This is a genomic window from bacterium, assembly GCA_021371935.1.
Taxonomy (GTDB): domain Bacteria; phylum Armatimonadota; class UBA5829; order UBA5829; family UBA5829; genus UBA5829.
In genome coordinates, this window is the sequence record JAJFVF010000013.1 from 298,113 (window position 1) to 324,112 (window position 26,000).

General features: G+C 50.0%; 25 protein-coding genes and 1 tRNA gene. 10 read left to right on the plus strand and 16 right to left on the minus strand.

The features are described from left to right. Positions 1-33 precede the first annotated feature (33 nt). The 12 genes from hisD to LLG46_11515 form a co-directional block, all read right to left on the minus strand. On the minus strand, positions 34-1,314 hold the full coding sequence (hisD, locus tag LLG46_11460; protein ID MCE5323917.1) for a histidinol dehydrogenase: 1,281 nt from the start codon (positions 1,312-1,314) through the stop codon (positions 34-36). 211 nt (positions 1,315-1,525) lie between these two features. Next, a complete protein-coding gene (locus LLG46_11465) occupies positions 1,526-1,693 on the minus strand; it encodes a hypothetical protein (GenBank protein MCE5323918.1) in 168 nt (55 codons plus the stop codon). 182 nt (positions 1,694-1,875) lie between these two features. Further along, on the minus strand, positions 1,876-2,877 hold the full coding sequence (locus LLG46_11470; GenBank protein ID MCE5323919.1) for an NAD(P)-dependent glycerol-3-phosphate dehydrogenase: 1,002 nt from the start codon (positions 2,875-2,877) through the stop codon (positions 1,876-1,878). 157 nt (positions 2,878-3,034) lie between these two features. Further along, complete coding sequence (gene alr / locus LLG46_11475; GenBank protein MCE5323920.1) at positions 3,035-4,150, minus strand: alanine racemase; 1,116 nt, start codon at positions 4,148-4,150, stop codon at positions 3,035-3,037. A gap of 2 nt (positions 4,151-4,152) precedes the next feature. After that, entirely contained in the window at positions 4,153-6,015 is a 1,863-nt protein-coding gene (locus tag LLG46_11480) for a hypothetical protein (GenBank protein MCE5323921.1), read from the minus strand. A 27-nt stretch (positions 6,016-6,042) separates the two neighbouring features. Next, positions 6,043-7,701: an AarF/ABC1/UbiB kinase family protein gene (locus LLG46_11485; GenBank protein ID MCE5323922.1), complete on the minus strand. Its 1,659-nt coding sequence runs from the start codon at positions 7,699-7,701 to the stop codon at positions 6,043-6,045. After that, the gene (locus LLG46_11490) at positions 7,653-7,901 is read right to left on the minus strand and encodes a hypothetical protein (protein ID MCE5323923.1); all 249 of its coding nucleotides are present in this window, start codon (positions 7,899-7,901) and stop codon (positions 7,653-7,655) included. The genes LLG46_11485 and LLG46_11490 overlap by 49 nt, the downstream gene beginning before the upstream one ends. Next, entirely contained in the window at positions 7,879-8,376 is a 498-nt protein-coding gene (locus LLG46_11495; GenBank protein MCE5323924.1) for a hypothetical protein, read from the minus strand. The genes LLG46_11490 and LLG46_11495 overlap by 23 nt, the downstream gene beginning before the upstream one ends. A gap of 7 nt (positions 8,377-8,383) precedes the next feature. Next, positions 8,384-8,731, minus strand: coding sequence for a phasin family protein (locus LLG46_11500; protein ID MCE5323925.1), 348 nt, complete (start codon positions 8,729-8,731; stop codon positions 8,384-8,386). A 63-nt stretch (positions 8,732-8,794) separates the two neighbouring features. Next, positions 8,795-9,298 (minus strand): 60S ribosomal export protein NMD3, encoded by a 504-nt coding sequence (locus LLG46_11505; protein ID MCE5323926.1) that lies wholly within the window; start codon positions 9,296-9,298, stop codon positions 8,795-8,797. A 104-nt stretch (positions 9,299-9,402) separates the two neighbouring features. Next, positions 9,403-10,053 (minus strand): tetratricopeptide repeat protein, encoded by a 651-nt coding sequence (locus LLG46_11510; GenBank protein ID MCE5323927.1) that lies wholly within the window; start codon positions 10,051-10,053, stop codon positions 9,403-9,405. A 93-nt stretch (positions 10,054-10,146) separates the two neighbouring features. Next, positions 10,147-10,881: a hypothetical protein gene (locus tag LLG46_11515; protein ID MCE5323928.1), complete on the minus strand. Its 735-nt coding sequence runs from the start codon at positions 10,879-10,881 to the stop codon at positions 10,147-10,149. Positions 10,882-11,023: 142 nt separating this feature from the next. Between LLG46_11515 and LLG46_11520 the strand changes: the two genes are divergently transcribed. From LLG46_11520 to LLG46_11535, 4 genes are all read left to right on the plus strand, one after another. Next, positions 11,024-11,110: transfer RNA gene (locus LLG46_11520), tRNA-Leu, on the plus strand. Positions 11,111-11,366: 256 nt separating this feature from the next. Next, entirely contained in the window at positions 11,367-11,861 is a 495-nt protein-coding gene (locus tag LLG46_11525; GenBank protein ID MCE5323929.1) for a hypothetical protein, read from the plus strand. A gap of 1 nt (position 11,862) precedes the next feature. Beyond that, complete coding sequence (gene yidD / locus LLG46_11530; GenBank protein ID MCE5323930.1) at positions 11,863-12,300, plus strand: membrane protein insertion efficiency factor YidD; 438 nt, start codon at positions 11,863-11,865, stop codon at positions 12,298-12,300. An 81-nt stretch (positions 12,301-12,381) separates the two neighbouring features. Continuing rightward, positions 12,382-13,302: a tetratricopeptide repeat protein gene (locus tag LLG46_11535; protein ID MCE5323931.1), complete on the plus strand. Its 921-nt coding sequence runs from the start codon at positions 12,382-12,384 to the stop codon at positions 13,300-13,302. An 89-nt stretch (positions 13,303-13,391) separates the two neighbouring features. On the opposite strand, the gene LLG46_11540 is transcribed toward LLG46_11535, so the two are convergent. Then, entirely contained in the window at positions 13,392-14,456 is a 1,065-nt protein-coding gene (locus LLG46_11540; protein MCE5323932.1) for a glycosyltransferase, read from the minus strand. Positions 14,457-14,593: 137 nt separating this feature from the next. Here LLG46_11540 and LLG46_11545 point away from each other — a divergent pair, with 137 nt between their 5' ends. The 5 genes from LLG46_11545 (at position 14,594) to LLG46_11565 (ending at position 20,914) form a co-directional block, all read left to right on the plus strand. Continuing rightward, positions 14,594-15,559 (plus strand): sugar phosphate isomerase/epimerase, encoded by a 966-nt coding sequence (locus LLG46_11545; GenBank protein MCE5323933.1) that lies wholly within the window; start codon positions 14,594-14,596, stop codon positions 15,557-15,559. Positions 15,560-15,693: 134 nt separating this feature from the next. Beyond that, on the plus strand, positions 15,694-16,560 hold the full coding sequence (gene ilvE, locus LLG46_11550) for a branched-chain-amino-acid transaminase (GenBank protein ID MCE5323934.1): 867 nt from the start codon (positions 15,694-15,696) through the stop codon (positions 16,558-16,560). Positions 16,561-16,683: 123 nt separating this feature from the next. After that, complete coding sequence (locus LLG46_11555; GenBank protein ID MCE5323935.1) at positions 16,684-17,049, plus strand: hypothetical protein; 366 nt, start codon at positions 16,684-16,686, stop codon at positions 17,047-17,049. Further along, a complete protein-coding gene (locus LLG46_11560; GenBank protein MCE5323936.1) occupies positions 17,046-18,077 on the plus strand; it encodes an ATP--guanido phosphotransferase in 1,032 nt (343 codons plus the stop codon). Before LLG46_11555 ends, LLG46_11560 begins: the two co-directional genes overlap by 4 nt. 362 nt (positions 18,078-18,439) lie before the next feature. Beyond that, positions 18,440-20,914, plus strand: a complete 2,475-nt coding sequence (locus tag LLG46_11565) for an ATP-dependent Clp protease ATP-binding subunit (protein ID MCE5323937.1) — start codon at positions 18,440-18,442, stop codon at positions 20,912-20,914. Between the two features lie 139 nt (positions 20,915-21,053). Here LLG46_11565 and LLG46_11570 read toward each other — a convergent pair whose 3' ends face one another. Both LLG46_11570 and LLG46_11575 read right to left on the minus strand, forming a co-directional pair. Beyond that, positions 21,054-21,482, minus strand: coding sequence for a carboxypeptidase regulatory-like domain-containing protein (locus LLG46_11570; GenBank protein ID MCE5323938.1), 429 nt, complete (start codon positions 21,480-21,482; stop codon positions 21,054-21,056). A gap of 226 nt (positions 21,483-21,708) precedes the next feature. Next, the gene (locus LLG46_11575) at positions 21,709-23,427 is read right to left on the minus strand and encodes a tetratricopeptide repeat protein (GenBank protein ID MCE5323939.1); all 1,719 of its coding nucleotides are present in this window, start codon (positions 23,425-23,427) and stop codon (positions 21,709-21,711) included. Between the two features lie 203 nt (positions 23,428-23,630). Between LLG46_11575 and LLG46_11580 the strand changes: the two genes are divergently transcribed. Next, entirely contained in the window at positions 23,631-25,109 is a 1,479-nt protein-coding gene (locus LLG46_11580) for a GAF domain-containing protein (GenBank protein ID MCE5323940.1), read from the plus strand. Positions 25,110-25,249: 140 nt separating this feature from the next. Here LLG46_11580 and LLG46_11585 read toward each other — a convergent pair whose 3' ends face one another. After that, positions 25,250-25,894 carry a 50S ribosomal protein L25 gene (locus LLG46_11585; GenBank protein ID MCE5323941.1) on the minus strand — a complete coding sequence of 215 codons (645 nt, stop codon included), beginning with the start codon at positions 25,892-25,894 and terminating at the stop codon, positions 25,250-25,252. Positions 25,895-26,000 lie beyond the last annotated feature (106 nt).

Here is a 26,000-nt window from a genome sequence, read left to right on the forward strand (position 1 = left end):
CCAATACTCAATATAAAATCCTAAATCTAAAATTCACTGGGTCCTGACTTTGATCGTATTAGCGTGCGCGTCAAGTCCCTCTGCTTTTGCCATCTCGACAACAGTCGGAGCGATTCCGCGCAAAGCATCTTCGCTATATGAAAGCAGGCCGGACTTTTTTATGAAGTCATCCACACTCAGCGCGGAACTGAACCTGGCCGTGCCGCCCGTAGGCAGAGTGTGATTTGGGCCGGCCGCATAGTCGCACAGAGGCACAGGCGTATACCCGCCCAGCAGGATCGTGCCGGCATTCTTGATGCGCTTGAGAGTCTCCCATGGGCTTCGTGTCACGACCTCCAGGTGCTCCGGCGCAAACTCGTTCGCCAGGTCGACTGCTTCGTCCATATCACGTGTAATTACGATCACACCGAAACCTTCAAGTGATTTTTGTATATACTCACTGCGCGAGGCCGAATCTGTCTGCTTACGGACTTCTTTTAGGACCGCATCCGCGAGCTGACGAGAGTTGGTGACCAAAGCACAGCGCGAATCTTCTGCATGCTCGGCCTGTGAGAGGATATCTGCCGCCACATAGGCTGGGTTGGCGCTGTCATCGGCCAGCACGAGTATCTCACTGGGACCGGCCAGTTGATCTATTCCAACTCTGCCATAAAGCTGCCGCTTGGCTTCGACGAAGAATGCATTGCCCGGGCCGACGATCTTATCCACTTTGGGCACGCTCTGAGTGCCATAGGCCATGGCAGCGGCTGCAGGTGCTCCACCGACTGCAAACACTTTCTCTACTCCACACTCGCGCGCCGCCACCAGCATGGTGGGGTCTATTTTGCCGTTTTCACGAGGGGGTGAGCAGAGTATTATCTCTTTTACGCCTGCGACAACAGCCGGAACGGCGGTCATCAGAACGGTGCTCGGAAGCGGAGCAAGCCGTGCGGGAGCATATATTCCAACCCTTTCAATAGGCCGGACAATCTGACCGTATGTATATGACTCACTGCTCTCGATCCATGATTTCTGGACCTGATTGCGGTGGAATTTCTCAATATTTGCTTTTGCAGTCCTGATTGCAGCCAACAGGTCCTGACTGATATTGGTATAGGCTTCTTCAAACTCGGCTGCATCTGCCTGAAGACTGTCGAGGTGTGGCGAGTCAAACTTTCTGCCGTAATCAATCAGTGCCTGATCACCGCGTGCCCTGACATCGGCAATAATGTCACAGACAGTCTTCTCCAGCTCAAGGTTGGCATCGGACTCGACTGGTTTTAGCGCAGCGCTTATCTCGCCTGCCGGGTCGCGATCGGTCTCAAGAATTCTCATATTCGCGTATCTCCTGATTATCAACGCGATTATATCAGACCGGCAGGCATTCGACAACTATCGGGGGCGGCGGGTATCAGGTATCGGGTATCGGGTGTCAGGTGCCAGGTATCAGGTGCCGGATGGCATGTGCCCAGAAAAATAACACAAAAGGGTCCGCCCCTAAGGACGAACCCCCAAGTCAGAAATCAATAAACTTGCAATGGCACTCTCAGGCAGCTTTTTTCTTCTGAACCTGAGACGTCTGCTTTTTCTTCTCCTCGGCTGGAGCCGATGCCGCTTTCGGAGCGACATTGGTGCACTGTTGGCACACCCAGTTTGCCAGACCGCGAAGGTGTTCTGGCACATTGTTTATTTCGTTTCCACACCTGCAACGCATAGTTATACCTCTTTCCACTGCCCCTTGGTGGTCTTTCGACCGCCCGCTAGTTTAGCGTATTGGTGTGACCTGCCGGACTCGCCCGGCTGCAAGCACATCCTTAACTTATATACCCCATTGATGGTGGATGTTAATATGACGAAGCCTAATTTTGATTAGTTCCGGTATATGTACGGGGAGAATTAGCTCAATTCATCCTTTTGATCACGACACATGAGGTCATATACTGCCTGTTTGGATGATTTTCCATCAAACAATACTGCATGGATTTGCTCTGTAATCGGCATATATATGCCATGCTTTTTGCTCAGTAGGTATGCCGCCTCGCATGTATGCATGCCTTCTGCCACCTGGCCAAGCGCACCCAGGCTCTCATCAAGCCCCATCCCCTGCCCCAGCATCAGCCCCAGACGCAGATTACGGGAAAGCCGGCTTGCACATGTGGCCATGAGGTCACCAAAGCCCGACAGACCGGTAAACGTCTTGGATTCGGCACCAAGATTTATCCCCAGCCGAGTCATTTCAGCCAGACCGCGTGTAACAAGTGTAGCTTTGGTGTTGTCCCCGTAGCCCAGACCGTCAGATATTCCCGAGCCGATGGCGAAGACATTTTTCAGTGCGCCTCCAAGCTCGACACCGACAATATCCGGGTTGCGATAAACCCTCAGGCTCTGAGATGAAAAGATATCCTGAGCCTTTGCGGCACGGCTCATATCGCATGACGCAACGACAGTGGCAGTGGGTATATCGTGTGCAAGCTCCACCGCCAGGTTCGGACCCGATAAGGCAACGCATCCCCTGCCGATCTCATCGCCCAGAACTTCCATGATAACCCCAGAGCCGCTCAGACCTGTCTCACTTTCAAGACCCTTGCCAGCATGGATCAGCAGGATATCTACGCCGATTTTGCCGCATATTGCCGTCACCACTTCACGTACACCTGTGCTGGGAACAGCAAGGACAACGGCTTCCGCCCCACTGAGCGCCTCATCAAAACACGATGTGCTCATGATCGTCTGCGGCAGCATTACTTCAGGCAGATACTGCAAATTCTGACGGTCACGCGCGATGGCATCGGCAAGCTCCTTGCGTCTGCTCCAAAGTCTTACATCATATCCTTTTTTACCTAACAGGACAGCTAAGGCTGTGCCCCAGCTTCCCGATCCGATTACTGCTATTTTCATAAGTTTTTAGTCATTGGTTATTAGTTTTTAGTTTCATAATAGTCGGGGTATTCCTGCCCCCGACCACTCTTCTCGGGCATTACTGTCCGCACATATTATCGCATAAGCTGCGTCTGGGGTAAGAATCCCCCAGACGAACATGAAAATTTCGCTTGGATTACTCGTTCAAATAAAGCCGTGGCACGCGCGGGCTGATATCGCACAAAAGCTCATACGATATCGTGCCTATCGAATCGGCAATTCTCGCCACACTCAGATAATCGTATCCTCCACCGTATAATACGACCTCATCGCCAACATTTGCTCCCGGCACATCAGTGACGTCGAACATACACTGATCCATACACACCCGACCGATCAAGGGCACTTTTTGCCCTCGAATCGCCGCAGCAGCTTTGTTTGAAAGCAGCCGGAAATAGCCGTCGCCATAGCCGATGGGCACCGTCGCGACTTTCGACCGGCGCTTTAGTACATGCGTGCGACCATAACTGATGCCGGTGCCTTTTTCAGCCTCTTTCATGAAAACAATCCGGCTCTTGAGAGTCAGAACCTCGCGGATCGATATACTCTTTGCCACTTCATTTGACGGATAATAGCCGTAGACCATAATCCCAGGGCGCACAGCGTCGAAATCAGCTTCAGGATATGCAAGTATTCCACCGCTGTTGGACGTATGCAATAATGGAATCTCAATACCAGCCTGTTTGAGATAGATTGCGGTCTGTTTGAATATATCGATCTGCGAAAGAGTAAATGACCGATCATCTTCATCCGAGCATGGAAAATGTGTAAACATCCCCCGAATGCTTATCGACGGCAATGCGGCAACTGCCTTGACAAAATCAACAGCCTCGTCAGGGCGTATTCCTATTCTGCCCATGCCCGTATCCACTTTTATATGGACTGACGCCTTTTTTCCATTCTTGACCGCCGCATCTGAGAGTGCTCTTGCGAAATCCAGGTCACAAAGAGTGGATTCGATGCCATATTCGACCAAAGTCTCCGCAGCGTCATTCGACGAACAGCCAAGCGTCATTACCGCTGCGTTTATTCCGGCGTCGCGCAGCTCAACCGCTTCTTCCACGCATGAGACACACAGCGCATCCGCCCCGGCCTGTACGCATGCCCTGCCTACCTGAACTGCACCATGGCCATACCCATTTGCCTTCACTGCAGGCATTATCTTTACGCGCTCACCCACCCTGGCGCGAATCGCTTTTATGTTATCTCTTATTGCCGAAAGATCGACTTCGGCATATGTCAAACTGCTCATGATTACTTTTGTGTTACTCCAGACTCATTACTATCTTGTTTCGACTGCTGACTCTGGCCTGCATTTGGCTTTTCGTCTGTGAGTTCTTTCTTTACAGGTGGCTTGTATTCCGGTGTCAAAAACACATGCTTAACAGAAGGCTGATCTTTGCCTGCTGTGGCTGTAAATGTATATTTGAACATCTTTCCCTGTGACTCACGTTTACATTGAAGTCTTATGTCCGAGCCGAAGTCTTCAACAGATGATGCCTTGCCGCGGAATATCCTGGATATTATCTCATATTGCGCCGGCATTACACCACTCAAATCGAGTCCATTTTCTGAATAGAGCACCGTTTTTTGAGCGTCACTCAGGCAGATATAGGCTTTTATAAAGTCACTGCTTTTGAAGAATATCCAGGATAATGGTAGATGCGTGTTTCCAAGAACCTCATCAATCAGTATATTTTGTGAAAACTGATCATGGCTGAGCACTGAAATCTGGCCAAGCTGATCTATGTCCAATGTACCGGTGTCCTTCAAACTTTTTCGCCAGGCTTCCAACCATGCTTCAGGAATTTGCGAAGCGCGCTTTCTGAACCAATCTCTGTCCCTGAACTCTATAATCGAGCCTTGCCTTTGCCAATTGTGGCGGCTATGCTCGATCACATACAGAATATCTTTAAGTCGTTTATCAACATCTTTGCCGTATTGATACTTGGAGTATGACCAAAAACTATCGGAGACTATCGTGTATCCCGATGCCTTTGCCAATGCCGCCAGCAGGTCGACAAAAGTGCTGCCATCCATATCCAATTTCACCATCGCATCTAGCGCAGGATCATCTTCATGCTCGATCAACGGTTCTCCAAAATCGGTCTTCGACACATCCTTCGGTTCTACTTGATTTGGATCGACAGCCATCCCGTCCAACATCCGAATTTGTCTCCGAGCGTTTGCATTTGCATATTCATTGTCCGGGCTTTTGAACATACCATAGGCTCCATCCTTCCCAATGCAGTGAAGATATACGTCACCGATATAGGAATCTCCCCTGTAGCCGGTCACCTCTTTTGCATAGTTGATGTAAATTCCAGTATTATCAATACTGTCCGAATCGCTTACCGGTCTGTCTGACCCTTTACCTGTGAGCTCTTTGACAACGGTATTTCGGGCCATAAGAACATTCAGAATAGACTGTCGGATCTCATCAGAGAGGTCTGATGAACCCAACCGCAGCATATCGCCTGACAACCAGGCCTGCTTGGCCGCAGGGTTCTGCTCAAATAAAGCAGGCAGCAGGTTCTGGTATCCCATTTTGCACTGCATATAAAGCTGCGGGTCGGTGTTCTTGAGCTGTTCCAAGTCCCTATCACTCATCGTGGATGCCGCAGTAAGACCGTCAAGGACTTTTACCCGCCCTTCGGCCTCTATTTTATTGAGACGTTCTTCCTCAATATACCTCTGGCGATCCGCACCCAGCAGTGTCTTTCGATCCATATAAAGCCTGTAGCTTACGACACCGTTATTCTCGCTCTTGCTCCACTTGAACTTCATAACCCTGGCAATCGAGTTCATAAGGTTTGCGAGCGGAATGTCATTTGCAAAAATGTTCATTCTGCGGTCGCGCACCTGCCAGTCGATATTGTTATAGCCTGCATAGAGCTTGACGCCGGTGATTTCACTCAAATCGGCCAATATAGATGAAACGGTCTTTTTTCGTGCTTCATACGTCACTTTTTGAGTGACGTCCTCACTCGTGGGAGTCGGTTCTGAGACGGCGGATCGAGTTTGATTCGGATCGACAGTCAATTTTCCAGCCGCAGCCAAGGGCGACGAAATACATACAGCCAGGAGAACAATTGCAGAGAGATTGCGCAGCTTCATAGACTCACCCATCCACTATAATATTGTTTATTTATGCTTGCCTGACCGCATTATCGACACAATCAGCCAGACACCGAACACCAGTGCAACTGTGTATCCCAGCACTCCCAGCGTCGGCAGGCCGAAAAACGAGACCGGACCCTTGCCTGCCGTGACCACCAGCGATGACCCAACAATCGCACCCGCGACAATCAGCGCTATCGCTATGCGGTTTGCAGCGCTCTGGAAAGTGCGCGAGACATCATCAAGCCCCTGGTGCTTGAACTCGACGCGCAGTGACCCCTCGACTGCCTTACGGACCAGCTTGTCGAGATGTTCAGGCAGGGTAAACAGGAAGTCTCTTGCAGCCACCAATGCGCGGAAGAGTTCGGTTAAGTTGTCCTCAGAACGAAGCTCACTCCTTACAGCCTTCCCCGCATAACCTCTTGCCACCTCCGTGAAATTAAAGTCCGAGTCGAGCTGACGGCAAATTCCCTCCACATTGGCGAACACTTTTCCCAACACTGCAAAACTTGCCGGAAGACGGACCTTGTAACTTGCGGAGACATTCAGCACACGGCTCAGAAGCTGTCCCATATTAACAGAGCGTGCAGGAACATTATAATACGAACGCAGCACCTTGCCCAGGTCTTGAGTGAACCGGCGGACATCCACCTCATCCTGGGATATACCTAGATCGAGTATCTCATCAGCCAGCACACGCGCATCCTGCTGCTCGAATGCCATCAGCATCCTGATCGCGCCGGCTCTGATTTCAGGATCGAGATGACCCACCTGACCACAGTCGAGCAGAGCAATCTCACCCTCCTTTGTGACCATGACATTTCCCGGATGCGGATCGGCATGAAAAAAGCCTTCCACAAAGACCTGATCAAAGAAAGATGCAGCAAAACGTTTTGAAAGCTCCTTATTGTCCACACCAGGAATCGGGTTTTGTGCGACTTCCGTTATCTTGACTCCATCGACAGCCTGCAGTGTAAGCACCCTGCCGGTAGTAAGATGCCAATATACAAGCGGCACATGTACATGCCGCTCATCAGATATAGTTTCACGCAGTCTATCCGTATTTCGCGCCTCGCGGGTATAGTCAAGCTCCTCGCGAATCGTGATCGCAAACTCGTCAACAATATCCAGAATGCCGTATGTGCGTGCTCTCTCCCAGTGCTGTTCAAGGAACTGAGCGCGCTTATACATGATCTCAAGATCAGTATCAACAACGTCTCGTATATGCGGCCTCTGGACTTTTACGATCACCTGGGTGCCGTCGAGTAACTTGGCGCAGTGGACTTGAGCAAGCGACGCTGCTGCAAGCGGTTCAACACTGAACTCTTTATACAACTCCTCAAGACCTATGCCGAACTCGGACTCGATGACTTCGCGTATCTGCGAAAATTCAACAGTAGGAGCAGTATCCTGAAGTTTTGCAAGCTCGCTGATATACGGTTCGGGGATGATATCTGGGCGAGTGGAGAGTATCTGACCCATCTTGACAAAAGTGGGACCCAGTTCTTCGAGTATTTCACGTATATGAGCAGGCGCGCCTATCTTTTCCTGGATATGTGCGCCCTTACCCAGGTGCTCGGCCAGCCCGAGCCTGCCGACCATCCAGCCCCAGCCGTGCTTGGCCAGGATGCTTGCTATCTGCCGGTATCTTTGAAGATGCCTGCGGCTTTTGTCGAGTAACAAATATGCGCTCCTTTATTAGTGGAGAGTGGAGGGTAGAGAGTTGAGAGTCCAAAACCATTCTCCGGCAGCCACCTATACTGCAGAAACGACGCTATGATGGTCGAGGGTATTCCTGCCCCAGACCCGTCTTGCCGGGCATTCTTGCCCGCATAGCTTATGTCTTCATAACCCACTGCATTATAATACCTCAGCGCTTTCAAGCTTTTCCGCACCCGTCCTACCCCGATAAGTCAGAGCAAGGATTGGGCGCGATGACCGCCATCTTAGCCATGCCACGATCTTTTGGTCCAAGCTGGGAAATGCCATGAGATCATAGAGTTCAACACCGTCCCCACCTGCCATCGGGCGTCCTAGCATATCTTCCACTCGAACTTTTGCCATGCCCTTGTGCAAGTGATGTGAAATGAGATCGGTAACCATACGTGCGCGTCTGTTGTCTCGTCCGGGGCCGCGACTGTAAAGCTGTTTTACATTCCCATCTGCCCCGCGCCATTGCATCTCATCAAATGCAATATTTCGCCAACCACCAAGGCAGACAGGATAACCGGCACCCGACATTTTTACCGTACCGAAGTCGGCAAGCAACATTACGGCAAGTCCTGAAGCCGCTACAAGAACAACAACCAATGCACAGCGAAACCCATACTTTTTGCCGAACACAGAAACTCTGCCCACTTTAGGCCTATTCACACTTGGAAGGACATACTATGCCGATCTCTTCAACTTTCTTCTCAAGATGGCTGAGGCGTTTTTCCAGCATGTCTATTTCCTGTTCCAGTTCGGTCACTTTGGCGGACTCGGCAGCCCCGGCCTGCTGAAGCATCTTTGACATCTGCTCACGAATCCACTCCTGCACCGATTTCTTGTCTTCCTCGGCCCTTTTGGTGACATCCTCGACAAACTGCTTCGCCTCATCCGAACTCATCTCACCCCTGGAGACAGCCTCATCTGCAAACTGCTTGAGTTTCTCTGCACTCAAAGCCGCCGCCCCCAGTCCGAAGTTCATCGTCTTTTTCAATAAGTCCATCATATTCAATGCGCCATACCCCCGATCTAGAAGTTAGATGTAGAAATTAGAAGTAAGACTACCACTCTATATGTCTCTGTGCCAGTTTACCCTGGCCAGCTTATTATCGCCAGACCATTTATATTCAATGCTGCCGCTATATGCTTTATGTATTGCCTTGCCTATTCTCTGAGCCAGTTTTTCGTTCGTCGTAGTTATTTCGATGCCGTCCCTCACCGTCTCAAGGCTCATAATCCGTTCGAGCGGATTGTCGCTAAGCACCTGCATGCTCTCATTGCGGATCAAGCTGAGTATCTCATCCTTATGTTGCTCGATAAATTTGCCGCTCAGCTTCAGAATACCGCTTGGAACATTGTCCCGCTGTTTTCGACATGCCGGGCAAATGGTCTTGTGCTGAATACCTTCGGCCTTTTTTTGCTTGGAAAGGTCTGCCTGCCTATACCATCGTCCCGCCGTATAAACAGCTCCGCACTTTACGCAAAGACTGTTTTCTTCAAGAGACTCTTCGTCGATATAAGGATCGGTGTATGATTCAACGTTGCGTCTGATAGTAACCGGCGATTTGTTCACTGTCGTGTACCTCCTAATATCAGGACTGCGAGGTCACTACTGTGGCTCATTATTAGCTTACCCGACCGCCGGAATCGTTCAAACGAAATGCAGAGTCTGTTTTATCATCTAGCCGAGCTTATCAAAGACCAACCTATCATCGCCGCCAAAAGCAGTGCCGACGGAATGAGCGCATACTTCAACGGCAGGAGCAGCACTGATACACCCACCAATGCAACACCAAAAAGCAACAGTATATAATAGCGGATCCCGTGGGTGCTGCCGCCGGAGAGCCATCTGCTTAACGAATTTTGATAAGACAGGTGCGATCCGCATTTCTTGCATGCACGAGTGCCGCGAGGATAATCGATAAGACATATCCTGCAATATGGATATAGAGTATCTCTGACATGACGTTCACGCTGCCATGCAGCCAGGGTGTATTCGCATTCGATACCCGCTCCCATATCCACAGCGGCCTTCATCTCGTCTATCGCTTGATCAAGCTCACCCAACTTGTATAAAGTGTCGGCCAGATATTGCCTTGCAGCTACGTTTGCAGGGTCTATGTGCACTGCGTCCACATATTTCTCCATCTGACCCCTATAGAACGACCGCAGCCCACCTATTCTGAACGAATATGCCACATATCCGCCGACGCCGGCAAACGGCAATATCACTAACAGCCATTGCCAAAGTGTATGTGCCCTGGTCATTCCAAGCGACGTCCAGCACAAAATAGTCGCAAGAATAACCGCGTCCGAGAACTCGATCATTCCCTCCGACCACCAACGTACAATCATTATCAAAAAAGCGCAGGCAAGCAATACGCCAATAAATACCATTTTGTAATTTATATTGATTATTGATTATTTGGATTGGGTTATGTCCATAGTGACTTGTGATATGGACTTTGAATCAACCACATCAGGTACTGCACATAAAACGTGAGACTCCAACAGTTTTCCATCACCACACCTGAAGCGACTCTCAACACTCACTGCGGATGAATGAGCACTCACACGCGATATCTTCTGATCTACAACGGCTATATTTTCGGCGCCGACAGTCTCTACTCCTTTTAACGTGTTTACAATATTAAACGTTTCCCCGGCAGTTGGAAGTGAGACGCTGCTCTCCCAGCTCTCGCCGACAGTATGCCATTTATCGCCATCCGGCAGATAGAAAAGTACTATCATATTCGAATAGTTTATGCATGAGGCATTCGACTGCTCACCTGTGCTGATCGAACCAAAGATGTCCTTGATGTGATATCCCGGGTCGAGCATTATCGTCAGCTTAGGATATATACTCGGGCTGACAAACAGTTCCTGACCGCCTGAGCGAAGTGTGCCGTGTTCAAGAGAGGCTTCCATGAGCATGACGCCATCATCCGAGCGGTCGATATATCTGTGCCTGATTTTCATCGTAAGCACAGTCTCTGTCGCGCCCTTAACAGTCAGCACCACATCATAAATCCTTTGTGTGCCCGAAACAATATTTGTGTTTACAACAACCTTTTGAGCTTCATCAGCAGCATAAAGGTGTGCACCAAAGCCCAGGACTAATGCAATCACGACAAAGAAATACCGTGTATATCTCATCAATGCCTCCCTGCCTCGATTACGTCGACATTGGACATGATAGTTCCATAAGGAGAAGGGGTCAAGATCAGTCAAAAAATTAGCATATAAGCGCTCGGGGTATTGACGTGCGGTTCGTCGAATAGTAAAATATATGTGCCATGGGGACGTGGCGGAATGGCAGACGCGCTTGGTTGAGGGCCAAGTGAGCATAACGCTCATGTGAGTTCGACTCTCACCGTCCCCACCATTGAGCTCAAAATAGCTGGTAGAATGAACCATGTGACTAGGTTAAAAAACCGAATTGTCACATGGTTTTTTTGTGTTTTAGACGCGGGCGCTTGGTTCAATTGCGCATCAAAGACTTGCGCATAATAACCAAGAGTGACAAGACTAGACTTGGGAGTTGTTCCAATCTGATCATACAATAAATCAGCAGTAAAAATATTGTTGACTGTTTCGTATATTTACAATACAATCTCAGCAGTAAAAATATGGAGGTTGCTATGAAGAGGGTAGTATGTATTTTGGCAGTATTTGCGGCTGTATCTCTGGCCGCGACATGCCCCGTATTTGCTGCTGAAAAGCAAAACGGCGGCTGTGTTCCTGGTCTGGCAAGTTGTTGTTTAATAGGAGTGCCGTCAGGCCAACTTGAGAATTCAGGCATATCGGTACCTGGGCGGTCATGGGCAAGGATATTAATAATCCCTATGATAACAGATGGTATAGCTGCATACAGAGGCGAAACAGCACAAGAATATTTGGGGGTCGAATCCCTGTCTGCAACACAAGCAAGTGGTAAAGGCGGATTGGGCGCTGGTTTGAAGTCGGCATGCTGCTGGACAGGCTTGCCTGCCGGACATATGATGAACTCAGGATATGAAATTCCTGTTCGCACCTGGCTGGAAATGGTTCCCTACGTAGGATCTGTTGCTTCATTATATAACGGGTATCAGGCATACAATGGTGAGACAATGCAAGAGTATTGCGAGATCAAGTAATATGCCAATAGCACGATTGACAATTGTCGCAATGGTGCTTATATGCTTGGTGGCGATCCAATCATATGCTGAAACAATTGATCGCTATGACGAAAGTCAGACAGGATGGACCCCACTTTGTATGATGCCGGTAGTTGATGAGCAAGATCAGGACTCATATAGTGGGGTATCACGGGCATTAGGAAACCTTTTCAGCGGATATAGAAACACACTCTCGAAGGTTCGCGGACCGGTGTGCAACTTTACTCCGTCTTGTTCGAGGTTTTCACAAGAAGCGATCCAGAAATATGGCTTTGCAAAGGGACTATTGATGACAACGGATCGCTTGCAAAGATGCAGTTGCTGCATCAATCCAACCTGCTATTCTCGAGGTAAGAAGCGAGATAATAACAGGTCGGTCTTCTATGATCCGGTAATCGATCATTGTTCATGGCATTAGATTTCGCAAATATGCAAGTTGTGTTATATGGCAACCACTGTCCCAAGTCAGTGGTTGCTTTTCATCTGGAGGGTATCCCCTGTGTTGAGTAGCAATTATAAGCGTTTGCTTGTCTGTGGTGTCGGGTTGATCATTGCATTGTGCATGTCGAATATTGCATATACATCTGAAGACAGCACTTATCAGTTTGGTGTCTCGTTGTTCAACGAGAGAGATTTCTACAGAGCAGTCACCGAATTCAAGCGCTATGCATTTGAAGCAGGCACTCAAGAGGCAAAGTGCAAATCTGGATATGCGGCTGCTGCTTGTTATCAGCAGGCTCGGGAATGGGCACGTGCTTGTGATGCTTGGAGCCAGTTAATATCCGAATTCCCGAATGATCCGATTGTCACAGAGGCAGCTTATCGTTTAGCCGAATGTATGCTGGCAAGCGGCAATTACGATGATGCGCAAAACGTCTGTGTCCATTACGTGGAGTCCGCTCCGGCGGGCAGTGATTATACCGATGATGCCGCGTTTCTCCAGGGCATTATCAAGCTCACTCGTCATGACTGGAAGGGAGCAAAGGAATGCTTTGTCCAGTTTCAAAAATCATATGTCGATAGTCCTCTGAAACCTGCGGCAAAATCACTTACTCAGAGATGCGATTTCTTTATGGCTGTGCGGCGCAAATCACCTGCAAAAGCAGCGCTCATGTCCTCAATAATTCCAGGCACAGGGCAAGGATATGCCGGGCGTGCCGGTGATGGTTGGACAGCGTTTCTTGTAAATGCAGTGTTTGCCGGCTTTGCCATTGACCGCTTCCATCGTGGTGACGACAGCGCCGGAGTTGTTTTGGGGCTATTATCATTCAGCTTTTATGCGGGCAATGTCTATGGAGCAGGCGGAGCAGCCGCTGCGAGAAACAGGGCAGATGAAGAGAAACAGATAAAGCTTGCTATGTCGGATATTCAGGCGACAGTCGCGAAGAACCTCGGCCATCCAGACCGCTTGCACCCATAAATGTTTTGCCCTCCCATTTGGGAGGGCTAGTCTCCAGACAAACAGTGATGCAAAATGGAATAGCATTGAGAAGTCGATCTGAGCTTACTTTATAAATTCAGCGCCGTCTCAACCTCCGCCGCACGGCGCGCATATGTATGATCGGTGATTACCCTCTCATACGCCGCCTTGCCAATCGCGAGTGCACGCGCCTGGTTCATCTCACGCATATGATGAGCAACATCAGCTCCACTTTGAGCAGTCAATATCTCTTTTCCCGGCTCGAAGAACCTTTCCAGGCCGTCCCATCGTTCAGTTATGATACATGCTCCGGCAGCGGCAGCCTGAAACACCCTGGCTGTGGGTGAAAACCCATAATGCGCAACGGCCTCCCATGCCACATTCAGGATCATCAGCGGACTGCTGTTGAATGCGTTTACATCCCATGAATATATTTCGCCTACCGGTTTCACATTGTCGGGCATCTGCCTGCTCCCCCACCCGCTTCCCGCAAGCATGAATTTGGAATAAGGCATCTCGCGCGCCGCGCCAAAGAAGAACTCATCGACCCGTAACTCACGCCCAGGCAGCCTGTCCCCGTGAAAACCCAGATCAGCCTTAAAGCGTTCCTCAGGGCTGACATGGTGATGAGTTTTCGGATCTATCGCACTATGTATGGCGGCAGTTTTTCTTGCACCCAATGCTGCATATGCATTCCGAACGGCATCGCCGCCGTTATGAGTTAGTATCAGGTCATATCCGGATATCTTCGCGCGAAATGGATCGTTCGGATTCTTTTCAATGCGGTCGAGCGTGATCGGCGCATCCATGTCCCAAAATACACAGACGCAGTCAGGGCGTTTCATACATGGAATGGCTGCCTCCAGCAGTTCGTCGAAAATTCTTATTCCACTGGCTTTCACCACAACATCAGCATCACGTGCATCGTCCAGAGCACTGCGCACTCCGTCCTCGCCCTCAGCCGAATAAACGACAACTCTTGCCCAGTCCGGCTCATCCAGATCACGATGCTGACTGCGGTCGAATGCGTCGGGTTCATAAAATGTAATAGAATGTCCGCGGTCATGCAGCGCTCGGATAATGCCGCGCAAATATGCCGCGGGCGGATTGAAATGCGAAGAAAGCAGACTCGATCCAAAGAAAGCAATCTTCATATCATAACCTCCGTCTGACGGGCAGTATTACCAGACAGTATAACCCCCAAACACTCATTCGGCAACGATGACTTGATTTACGCTCATAAAGTTACTATAATTCCTGTTAATGGCGATCAAGCGGAGGCAGAAATCATATGAAGATAGGCGTATTTGAAGTGCTATTTGCCGGACAGCCGTTCGACAAGGCTCTGGACTATATAGCAGCCTCAGGCGTAGAAATGATAGAACTGGGCTGCGGCAACTATCCGGGAAATGCACACTGCAATGTCGATGAGCTTCTCGGAAACACCAGTGCTCAGAAAGCACTGCTCGATGCCGTAAACTCACGAGGACTCCAGATCAGCGCACTGTCATGCCATGGCAATCCCGTGCATCCGAACAAAGACTTCGCCGCCAAGGATCGCGACACGTTCAACAAGACAGTCAAACTGGCGAAAGAACTCGAGGTCGGAGTGGTCAATAACTTTTCCGGCTGTCCGGGCGATGGACCCAATGCGACAAGGCCGAACTGGGTAACATGCGCATGGCCGCCGGACTATGTCGATATACTGAACTGGCAGTGGAACGAAGTCCTGATACCATACTGGCGTGAGCAGGCTAAATTCCTTAAAGATAACGGCGTCAAGGTCGCTCTGGAGATGCATCCGGGCTTTTGTGTATATAACGTGGAGACCATGCTCAAGCTGCGTGACGCATGCGGTGACTTCATAGGCTGCAATTTTGACCCGAGCCATCTCTTTTGGAACGGTGTCGACCCGTGCATGGCGATCCGCACGCTGGGCGACGCGATATTCCATGCGCACGCCAAGGACTGCCGTATTGATGAGCACAACACATCCATCAACGGCTGCAACGACACAAAAAACTACGGCGATGTGCTCGGCAGAAGCTGGGTATTCCGCACTATAGGCTATGGGCATGACCTGCATGTGTGGAAAGACATCGTGAGCACTCTGCGGTCGGTCGGCTATGATTTCGTCCTCTCCATAGAACATGAAGACGGCTTGATGTCCGTCAACGAAGGCTTCCAAAAGGCAGTCTCCCTGCTCAAAGAAGCAACCATCACTCAGCAGCCCTGCGAAATGTGGTGGAGCAACTAATTTAGTATTTGGGATTTTGTATTGAGTATTTGGATTGTGTGGGGCGATATATTAATGTACCGGATTTCCCTCATGTCTCGTTGTTTGTGACGAGAATGTGAGTGTGTTATAATAATATCATCAGGAGCATTTCAATGGATAAGTGGGTTTTTCTTAATGGCGATTTTGTGCGTTCAGAGGACGCACATCTCTCGATCTACGATCACGGCTTTCTCTATGGAGACGGCGCATTCGAGGGCATCAGGGCATACAACGGGCGTGCTTTCAAGCTAAAAGAGCATGTTTCGCGGCTCTACAATTCTCTGAAGGCGCTGGCAATCGAGATGCCGATGGATCAAGCCAAATTCGCAGGTAGTGTCGAAAAGCTCCTGGAAATGAATGAGGTCACCGACGGCTATATCCGCGTCAGTATTTCTCGCGGTCTGGCTCTTGGCCTCGATCCCAAAAATATAAAGGGTGAGGCGACAGTCGTTGTCTCGACGGACAAACTCTCGCTCTATCCTCAGTCGATGTATGATAACGGCCTGGAAGTGGTCACAGTGGCGACAAGGGTCGCAAATCCTCAGGTCCTGGAGCCGAGGATCAAGTCCCTTGGCAAGTATGTCTGCAACATTCAGGCGAAACTCGAAGCCAACCATGTGGGCGCCGGTGAAGGTCTTATGCTCACTGAGGACGGCCATGTCGCTGAGTGCACGGGAGACAATATCTTCTTTATAAAAGACGGCGTCGTGAACACTCCTGCCGCACATCTGGGCATCCTCGAGGGCATAACCAGGCAGACGGCTATGTATTTACTCGGAGAGATGGGGATCAAAGTTGTCGAAGGGATATATACACGCTTCGACCTCTATTCGGCTGATGAAGCATTCCTTACTGGGACAGCCGCGGAAGTCATCCCGATGGTCAAGCTTGATAACAGGGCAATAGGCGATGGAACACCCGGACCGATCACAAAGAAACTGATGAAGGTGTTCCACGAATACGCATCAAGTCAGGCTTAAAGTCAAAAAGTTGGAAAGTTAATACGTATATTTGTTTGGGCGCGATATCCGATCGCGCCCCCAGAAAATATTAATGTGAGTGGTAATACGTTGTGACGAAACTGCGTCGCGACGGAGGTTTCTTTGATAAGTGACCCCGTAAAATGCGAGATTTGCGCCGACAGACCTGCAAAGCTGGTCATGGTCAGGCGTAAGGGCGAGGATATTTGCCGGACGTTCGTTTGTCAGGACTGTGCAAACGAACGGACAAGGCTTTACTCGATCTCAGGACTGAACATCGACCGGATAGTCTCGACTGTACAAAAGTCAGAAACACCCGAGTCGGCTGCATATAGCTGCAGGCTCTGTGGAACGACTCTGGCCGATATCGTAGTCGACGGCAAACCCGGATGCTGTCTATGTTATGCACGCTTTGCCGGTGAGATTGAGCATGCGTTGAAATCTGCCCAGGGCAACACATTTCATATTGGTAAAACTCTCGAAAGATGAGTGAAATAGTCCCCGACTGGATCAAGGGCGACGGTCCCGACGCCGATGTTGTAATCTCCACCAGAGCAAGACTGGCCAGAAGCCTGGCGGACTACCCGTTTCCATCTCGCGCCAGCGGGGAAGATTTATCCATGGTGATATCCGAAGTGCGCGGTGCCAGTTCGGGACTTAGGGAACGTTTTCCCAAGCTCAAGCTGATAAACATTGACAAACTCGGCAAGCAAGAGAAATTTTTCCTGCTTGATTCACATATGGCAAGCGTGGAACAAATAAGTGGCGGTCATGGCCGCGCAATCATACTAGAGCCGAGCGCCGCGCTTTCCATAATGATTAATGAGGAAGATCATATCCGGCTGCAGTCTGTTGCGTCGGGTCTGGCATGCGAAAAGGCATGGGAACTGGTCGACTGGGCGGATGATATTCTTGCAGAGGGGTTGAATTACGGCCATTCGGGAAAGTATGGATATCTAACCGCGAGCCTGAGCAATGTCGGGACGGGGCTTAGAATATCGACCATGATGCACCTGGCCGGGCTTGCTCTGAAACATAAGGTCAATACTCAGCTCAGAGCTGCATATGACCTTGGAGTGTCGATCAGGGGTCTCTTCGGTGAAGGGACCAGATGGCTTGGAGACATGTTCCAGGTCTCCAATGAAGTCACTCTCGGGATCAGTGAGAAAGAAATTATCGAGAGAGTCCGGTCCGTCGCGCAATATTTACTTGCCGAAGAAAGGCTTGCGCGGAAGGAACTATTGAACGAACAGAGAAGTCGTTTGTTGGATATCGCGCGCAGATCATTGGATACGCTAAAGAGTGCGATGTCTGTGAAGCCGCAGGATGCGGTGACTCATATGTCCCCCATCCGTCTTGCGAGCGCACTGGGTTTGACAATCAACTGCACCGGCTCATTGATGAATGAGCTTCTTGTGGGGATGCAGGCAGGTGCGGGTGATGACGGCGGCGTGAGCATAGAGCGCGCGGCTTTTCTCAGAAAGAAATTGGCTGATGTGCACATAATATCCGGCTAGCTCGGGTATACTGATTGTGCCGTATTGAACTTGTAAACATATGCGACCGTCTAAAAAAGTAAAGATTTCAGAGGTAATTGCAAAAGTCATCAACTCTGTCATTTCGAGCGTAGCGAGAAATCTGCTGTTACAGCGTAAGGTTCAAAGCAGATTCCTCACTAATCCGAATTGCGGCTACATCTCGACAAATAATATACTGCAATTCGGATTATAAGTTCGGAATGACAAAAATTAAGACGTTCTCTCGTTTCGCAATTGGCTCTTCAAATATATCGTTTCACGAGGATTTTATAAAATACTCAATATAAAATCCAATATACTCAATTATCAGGATCCCATATGTAAAGGGGGGAAACTATAAGATGTGGCAAAGATTTACCGAACGAGCACGCAGAGTGGTGTTTTTCGCGCAGGAAGAAGCGGGTAGGTTGGGAGAGAATTATGTCTCCACAGAGCATCTGCTTCTGGGTCTTGTGCGCGAAAACGACAGCGTAGCCGCCAGGATTCTGGATAGGATGGGCGTAAGTCTTGGCAGGATTCGCTCCGATATCGAGCGCCAGGTCACACGAGGTGACGGGCGTCTGGGGCAGGATATGCAGCTTACTCCCAGGGCAAAACGAGTCATAGACCTTGCATATGACGAAGCAAGGAATCTGAACAATAATTATATCGGCACTGAACACCTGCTCCTTGGTCTGATACGCGAGGGAGAAGGAATGGCTGCCCGCGTTCTGCAGAGACTTGGAGTGGACCTCGAACGAACTCGCAGAGAGGTGATGAACTTGCAGGACGGAGAGACAACAGCTATTACCTCGACCCGCACACGTTCCAGGACGCCTACTTTGGATGAGTTCGGCAGAGACTACACCGAGCTTGCCAGACAGGAGAAGCTGGACCCATGCATCGGGCGCGACAATGAGATCGAGCGTGTGGTGCAGATACTCTCGCGCAGAACAAAGAACAACCCATGTCTTATAGGCGAACCTGGCGTCGGCAAGACTGCCATCGCCGAGGGGCTTGCTCAGAGGATCATCAGCGGAGATACGCCTGAGACCCTCAAAGACAAGCGGATTGTCGCGCTGGACCTTGCGGGGCTGGTCGCGGGAACCAAGTATCGTGGTGAGTTTGAAGAGAGAATGAAGCGCGTCATGGAGGAGGTCCGCAAGGCCGCCGGTGAGGTGATCCTCTTTATCGACGAGCTGCATACACTCGTCGGCGCGGGTGCTGCTGAGGGCGCTATAGACGCATCCAATATACTCAAGCCTGCCCTGGCGCGGGGCGAACTGCAGTGTATCGGCGCGACTACAATGGACGAATATCGCAAGTATATCGAGCGTGATGCAGCGCTTGAGCGCAGGTTCCAGCCGGTGCAGGTTCGTGAGCCGAGCATAGACGAGACGATTCAGATTCTTAAGGGTCTGCGTGACCGCTATGAGAAACATCACAGCGTAACAATCGAGGATATCGCGTTGATATCAGCAGCGCAGCTCTCCGACAGATATATCACGGACAGAGCGCTGCCGGACAAGGCTATTGATCTGATCGATGAAGCATCATCCAGGGTCAGATTGCGGTTAGCGATGCCACCTGCTGAGCTAAGGCATGCGAAGCAGGAGTTGACAGGCATACAGTCTGAGCTTAATTCGATCCCAGCCGGGTCTAACTATGACCAGGCCGCCGAACTCAGAGCCAAAGAGCATGACATCAGTGAGAAGATCGATGAACTCGACCGCAAATGGAAAGAAGATAAGGCGAGCCAGCCATCTGTAGTAAACGAAGACGAAATCGCTCATATTGTCTACAGTTGGACGGGAATCCCGGTCTCAAGGCTGGTCGAAGGCGAGTCGAGCAAGCTGCTCAAGATGGAGGATGTCCTCCATGGCAGACTGATCGGTCAGCACGATGCCGTTGTTGCGGTTTCAAAGGCTATAAGGAGAGCGCGCTCGGGCATGAAGGACCCGAAGAGGCCGATGGGCAGCTTCGTGTTCCTTGGACCTACAGGCGTAGGAAAGACCGAGCTTGCCAGAGCGCTGGCGCAGTATCTGTTCGAGACTGAAGACGCGATCATTCGTATCGATATGTCCGAGTATATGGAGCGCTTCTCCGTATCCAGACTGGTCGGTGCGCCTCCTGGATATGTCGGTTATGATGAGGGCGGTCAGCTCACAGAGGCAGTTCGTCGAAGACCGTATTCAGTGGTGCTCTTGGACGAGATCGAGAAGGCGCATCCAGAGGTCTTCAACATCCTGCTTCAGGTAATGGAGGACGGCAGGCTTACGGACTCGCAGGGTCGGATCGTGGACTTCAAGAACACGATCATAATCATGACCAGCAACATCGGCGCTCAGTCGATCCAGGGCGGACCGGGAATCGGTTTCAGGCCTGAAGAGTCGCCTGCGGAGTCTGAGCGTGCCTATGAGTCCATGAAGCACCGCATCACCGAAGAGATGAAGCGGACATTCAGACCTGAGTTCCTGAACCGTGTTGATGATGTCATAGTATTCCATCAGCTCACGCGGGATGAAATTCTGAAGATCGTCGATCTGATGGTGAACCGTGTTAGTCAGCAGGTATCCGGTCAGGGTATGGAACTCGAGGTCACACGTGAGGTCAGGGAACTGCTTGGGGCAGAAGGTTTTGATCCTCAGTTCGGCGCAAGACCGCTGCGACGCGCCGTTCAAAGACTGATTGAAGACCCATTGGCGGAAGAAATTCTGCTCGGGCGATTCACCGCCGGAGACACGGTCCGTGCGGAACTCGAGGACGGCAAGATATTCTTCACCAAGGAAGCCGATTTGAAGGCTCTGCCTGTGGAGAGTCAATCAGCGTCTTCGTAAGATGGCACAGGCAACAACAAAACAAAAGCGCACCCAGCCAAAAGTTGGGTGCGCTTTTTGTATGTATTGGCGATAGCAATGCGCTGTCATCACAGCCGGATTCTGAGATACATACCACAATCCAGAAATGATGCTTTGCCTATCGTGTACGCCTCTTCAGCAGCATTCCGCATATACCACAGCCCCCGAATAACATCACAAGCATTGCGCTTGGCTCCGGAACTGCATATGGGGTCAGAGTGAAGTTCTGCTCGGTTGTCTCGTCCGGCAATATCTCTATATTATCAACATAGATACTGTAGAAACCATCCTCTGCCTGGACAGAAAAGCCGTATGTATCCGCAAGCGTGGTATATGAGTAGTCGCCATATTCATCCGTCACCGTGGTCCACCGCAATGAACTCCCATACCAACAACTCACATAAATACCGGCTAACGGGGCATTGGTGTCGCTTCGGTAAACTGTCCCGGCGATAGTACCGTAGGCAAAATCGTCTGCCGAAACCGGAACCGCTGCCGCCAGTGCAACCATGACTGCCAGACACATAAATACCAGTGTATATCTCATTTCTCTCTCCCTTGGCTCCTGAGGAGCTCTTATGATATTAGTGTGGCCTCGATTATCTGAAAGCTTGTCTCTTTCAGCAACCGCAGTGTATCACCATAACACGTAACTGTCAAGTAATAGTGACACACAACGGCATATTTTTGTGTCAGTTGTAATCTTTACGTGCAAAAGCAACACGCCCGACACAATATACCGGGCGTGTTGCTTTTGATCTTGTCTACAGATATCAGGCTGCTTTCACGATAAGAGCAAGGTTGTTTGCTGCTTCAGGATAATCAGGTCGCAGCACCAGAGCCTGCTTATATGCAAGCACAGCCGCATCAAATGCGGACATCTGGTAATAGCAATTGCCCAATGTGAAATAGCCCGGAGCATGATCGGGACACCTGAGCAATCCGGCCTGGTACATATCGGCTGCGGTAGAATATTGCTCGATTGCATACAGTATGTCTCCGGCATTGAAATACGTGTTTGCATAGTCGGCACGATTATCAATAGCATCCGAGAGCATATCCAACCCTTCGGAGACCAGACCATTTTGCGCATAAAGCAGAGCCAGGTTATTGTATGCTTCAACGCATTTGTCGTCGAGTTCTATTGCACACTTATAATGAATCTCTGCATCAGGTAACTCTCCCTGAGATTCAGCGCAAACACCTAGCTTGAACCGGATATCGGCGCTGTCATGACCACACTCGACGATATGCCGACATATGTCTCTCACCTCAGAGATTCGACCTTGAGACTCATACGCCGCTATAACTCTGTGCGCCGTGTTCAGAGTGTTCTGGTCAAATTTCCGCATTGAAAGCAGGAGACTGCCAAGCGCATCCAATTGGCCGGTGGCCAGATATGCCTGAATTAGGACCATGTGCGCCGGGTGATAGTCCGGGTTCTTCTCAAGAACTTGCCTTGCCTTCTCGATGGCTTTGTCGAATTTCTTGAGTCCCAGCAGTGCGGCGCTCGTACCCCAGTCGGCCTTGTAGTCGCAGACCGAAAGGTCACCCCATTTCGCACGTTGCTTTACATTGATAGCCTCTTTGAAGCAGTCGAGAGCCTCCTCATATCTTCCCATTATCAGCAGCGTCCTGCCTTTGTTATATGATATCTCAGGATGCTTAATACCGCGCTTTTCCGCCTGATCCAGAGCATCAAGCGCTTCCTTGCATCTGCCCAATGTGCAATTTATGCTGGCAATATAGCTGTAGACGCTGGTCGCGAGTTTATTGTGCTTGGGCGACAGGAGCTTTTCGGCTGACTTGAAGTAGGCAAGAGCCTGCTCGTAATTACGACTGGTATGGTGCTGTTTTGCCATATGGAAGATATAATGCAGACTGTCTGGATTATTATCCAGCTCGATCTGCATCAGTTTAATATTGCGCTCATCTTTATGTCTCTGCTCTATGATCTCGGGCAGATAGCCCTCATGATAAATAACAGCGTTGATCGTCGCGCCGTCTACATTCACATCACCATTGTTGGAGATAGCCTCATGAACTCTGCCTTCATATCGGATCGACGGGCACTTGCGCCATATGCGAATGGTCTCACTGTTATAATAGTTCGTCTCCACATCGGAATAATCGCGGCATCGACTGGATTGAAATATGCTGAAGATATCGTATTTGCCCTCATCTATGCCCTGCCGGATCACGGACTTTGACTGCTCGTCCAGACGTTCATCGGCATCGAGTATGAATATCCAGTCGCATGTAGCCATGTCTATCGACTTGTTGCGGGCATCGGAGAAGTTATCGTTCCACTCATAGTGATAGACTTTCGCGCCATACGACTCGGCAATCTCGATGGTTTTGTCAGTCGAGCCGGTATCGACGACCACTATCTCGTCCGCAAATCCCTTCACACTTTCGAGGCACTCGGGCAGATACTTTTCTTCATCACGTACGATCATACACACTGATATTGTGTTTTGCTTGCCGCTCATACTTCATCTCCAATCGTATATAGCATACTTCACATATGGATTATCGGCAGTTGGCGCCCAATGCCTACCAAAATATTTATTACATCCATATTGCGCTACGGCAAGACAGTATGCGGACGATTTGTCACGAAAATTAGCAGTTTTTTTTCTTTCAAACATTAAGCTCTATAGCAAAACTGCCAAAAATACAAGTTGGGGCAGTAATGAAAAGTACCACTCTTCCCAGCAGTGGTATATTCAAGTCTCACCAGAAGGTGAGTAAGTTGGTAGTAACCGAAGGCATAAGGAGCACTAATCCAAACGCAGAATCTCTGTTCGAACAAATCACATCGAGCAGGACCACATATCGTCGTCTTGTTGCGGGGATACTGCTGACCACAGTATTATCAATTGCGGCAAAAATGGTGCTGCCTGCCGGCTATTTGAATGCTTTAGGGAACTCATCAACACTAATGCTTGCCGCGGGAGCTTGCGTTGGATTTGCCGGCGCCACTTACCTGCTTGCCAGATTCGTTCTCAACTGCGAACTTCGACACCTCATCCTTGCATCTGCATTTATTACCATAGCTGAAGGCCATGCCCTGCAGATCATCCTGGATATACGAATGCCCGGATCACTTTCCGCCGGTTGGGTGTCGTCTGCGGCATGGACTATTTCCGGCATATTATTCGCATGTTCTGCATATGTCAACACGACATGCAAAACAGGTACTCGGCGCAGCGCACTGGTCCAATCACTGCTTGTATGTCTACTCGTATTAGTAGGGCCGCTCATAGCAGTGCCTTATGTAATTGACGGTCCTTTAAACACTTATATCTCAACCATGGAACAGGGTTCCGTACCGTTTTTGGCAGCGGGAATGCTCACAAGACTTGCCGCAGTCGTGCTCTATCTTGTCACGCTTATCGGTTTTTTCCGCCGCACATATACAAATAACGACCGCATGGCAGGAATGATATGTTTTGCATTCATTCCGTTGATAGTCTCTCTGGCCTTTCGTATGGTATCGACCACACGATTTGACGATTGGTCCATAATCAGCTTGATACTTGAATCACTATCATGGCTGGCCATCATGTGCGGCTTTTGTATTCAGAATGCCATAATGCAGCGGGAAGCACAGGACAGGCTCCAAGAACTCGATGCTCTGCACCAGGTGTCATGGTCGGTTGTCGGCACCGGCACCTTGCATGACCTGTTGGACCTATATGCTCGCACGCATCAAGAACAGCTCGGCGTCAAAGTCGCTGCTGTTTACCTTGTCGATGAGACGGGTTACAATTTGGAACTGTATGCACTTCGCGGTCCTGCGGATTGCCCTGGAGCAATAGGAAAGAAGTATCCTGTTATGTCGGAAAACCGCTGGCCGGGATTTCATACCGGACACACCGCCAAAGCATTCCTCACAAAGGAGGTTCAGGTGGCCAATGACGTCTTCGTGGATGTGGAGTTTATTCCGTGGAGAATGGTCGCCTCTGATGATGGATGCGCGGTATCGCTGCCACTGGTGGTCCGCAATAATTCCATTGGGGTCGTAAATCTCTATTTTGAGGATTGCAAACTACTTACCAGGCAGCGCCTCCGACTGCTCAGCATAATAGCCGGAGCGGCTGCCCCCGCTATCGCAAGCGCGATGGAGAAGAAAAACAACCAGGAACCGGAACTCGGCATCGCTGCATGACGAAAATGGGAAGCCTCTCGGCTCCCCATTCGCAATCATTTGCCAATAATCTAATGCTAAGTAAATTACGCCCATAAACGTGTATTAGAGATTGTACTATAGCATATACGGACTCTTGCAATTTACTTAGCGTAAATTGCTTAGGCTTCTGTCTCCGAAGCAGCCTCAGCACTCGGAGCTTCCTCTTCAGCCGCTCCGGCCTCTTCCTCCACAACAATATGAGGAGCCCTGCAATTGACAACCAGCGCCTCAGGGTCGGCGAGTACATCGATACTTTCACCGACAGCCAGTTCGTCAACGCGGATGTGGTTACCCACTTCAAGCCCACTGATGTCCACATCGATCTTTGCCGGAATATCGCCCGGCAGACAGCTTACGGGCAGTTCATCGAGCATCTGCTCAAGTATACCGCCGTTCTTGACACCGGGTGCTTCTCCGATCAACTCGATCGGCACTCCAACGTGAACCTTTTCCTTCATCGATATGCGCTGGAACTGCACATCAAGGAGCTTGCGTGTCAGCGGATCCTTGATATAGTTCTTTATAATCACCGTGCCGTCCACTTTTTTCGGCGCGCCCTTGATCTTGAGATCAATGAGAGATTTGACACCTGTATCTGATTGTTTGATCTGGTCCAGCAGATCCTGCAGTTTGACTTCAACCGCCACAGATTCCGCGCCGTGACCAAAGACGTTTGCGGTCACAAAACCATTGCGTCTGAGCTGTTTGGTGTAACCTTTACTCATATCAGAGCGGTAATTCGCTTCGATTTGCAACTTATCCATTGTAATTGAATCCTCCCGATCACTCTCACAAGTATACTCATAATGATGCCATTTCGTCAACTCCAAGCGTTGACAGTGAATACAGCCTCGGCTATACTTGAAACCG

Coding starts and splice junctions, on each gene's coding strand:
- LLG46_11560 (MCE5323936.1), top strand. CDS start 17,046: ATGAGTGAAATAGTCCCCGACTGGATCAAGGGCGACGGTCCCGACGCC.
- LLG46_11580 (MCE5323940.1), top strand. CDS start 23,631: ATGAAAAGTACCACTCTTCCCAGCAGTGGTATATTCAAGTCTCACCAG.
- LLG46_11465 (MCE5323918.1), bottom strand. CDS start 1,693: ATGCGTTGCAGGTGTGGAAACGAAATAAACAATGTGCCAGAACACCTT.
- LLG46_11575 (MCE5323939.1), bottom strand. CDS start 23,427: ATGAGCGGCAAGCAAAACACAATATCAGTGTGTATGATCGTACGTGAT.
- ilvE (MCE5323934.1), top strand. CDS start 15,694: ATGGATAAGTGGGTTTTTCTTAATGGCGATTTTGTGCGTTCAGAGGAC.
- hisD (MCE5323917.1), bottom strand. CDS start 1,314: ATGAGAATTCTTGAGACCGATCGCGACCCGGCAGGCGAGATAAGCGCT.
- LLG46_11545 (MCE5323933.1), top strand. CDS start 14,594: ATGAAGATAGGCGTATTTGAAGTGCTATTTGCCGGACAGCCGTTCGAC.
- LLG46_11500 (MCE5323925.1), bottom strand. CDS start 8,731: ATGATGGACTTATTGAAAAAGACGATGAACTTCGGACTGGGGGCGGCG.
- LLG46_11470 (MCE5323919.1), bottom strand. CDS start 2,877: ATGAAAATAGCAGTAATCGGATCGGGAAGCTGGGGCACAGCCTTAGCT.
- LLG46_11565 (MCE5323937.1), top strand. CDS start 18,440: ATGTGGCAAAGATTTACCGAACGAGCACGCAGAGTGGTGTTTTTCGCG.
- alr (MCE5323920.1), bottom strand. CDS start 4,150: ATGAGCAGTTTGACATATGCCGAAGTCGATCTTTCGGCAATAAGAGAT.
- LLG46_11480 (MCE5323921.1), bottom strand. CDS start 6,015: ATGAAGCTGCGCAATCTCTCTGCAATTGTTCTCCTGGCTGTATGTATT.
- LLG46_11540 (MCE5323932.1), bottom strand. CDS start 14,456: ATGAAGATTGCTTTCTTTGGATCGAGTCTGCTTTCTTCGCATTTCAAT.
- LLG46_11570 (MCE5323938.1), bottom strand. CDS start 21,482: ATGAGATATACACTGGTATTTATGTGTCTGGCAGTCATGGTTGCACTG.
- LLG46_11510 (MCE5323927.1), bottom strand. CDS start 10,053: ATGATCGAGTTCTCGGACGCGGTTATTCTTGCGACTATTTTGTGCTGG.
- LLG46_11525 (MCE5323929.1), top strand. CDS start 11,367: ATGAAGAGGGTAGTATGTATTTTGGCAGTATTTGCGGCTGTATCTCTG.
- LLG46_11585 (MCE5323941.1), bottom strand. CDS start 25,894: ATGGATAAGTTGCAAATCGAAGCGAATTACCGCTCTGATATGAGTAAA.
- LLG46_11515 (MCE5323928.1), bottom strand. CDS start 10,881: ATGAGATATACACGGTATTTCTTTGTCGTGATTGCATTAGTCCTGGGC.
- yidD (MCE5323930.1), top strand. CDS start 11,863: ATGCCAATAGCACGATTGACAATTGTCGCAATGGTGCTTATATGCTTG.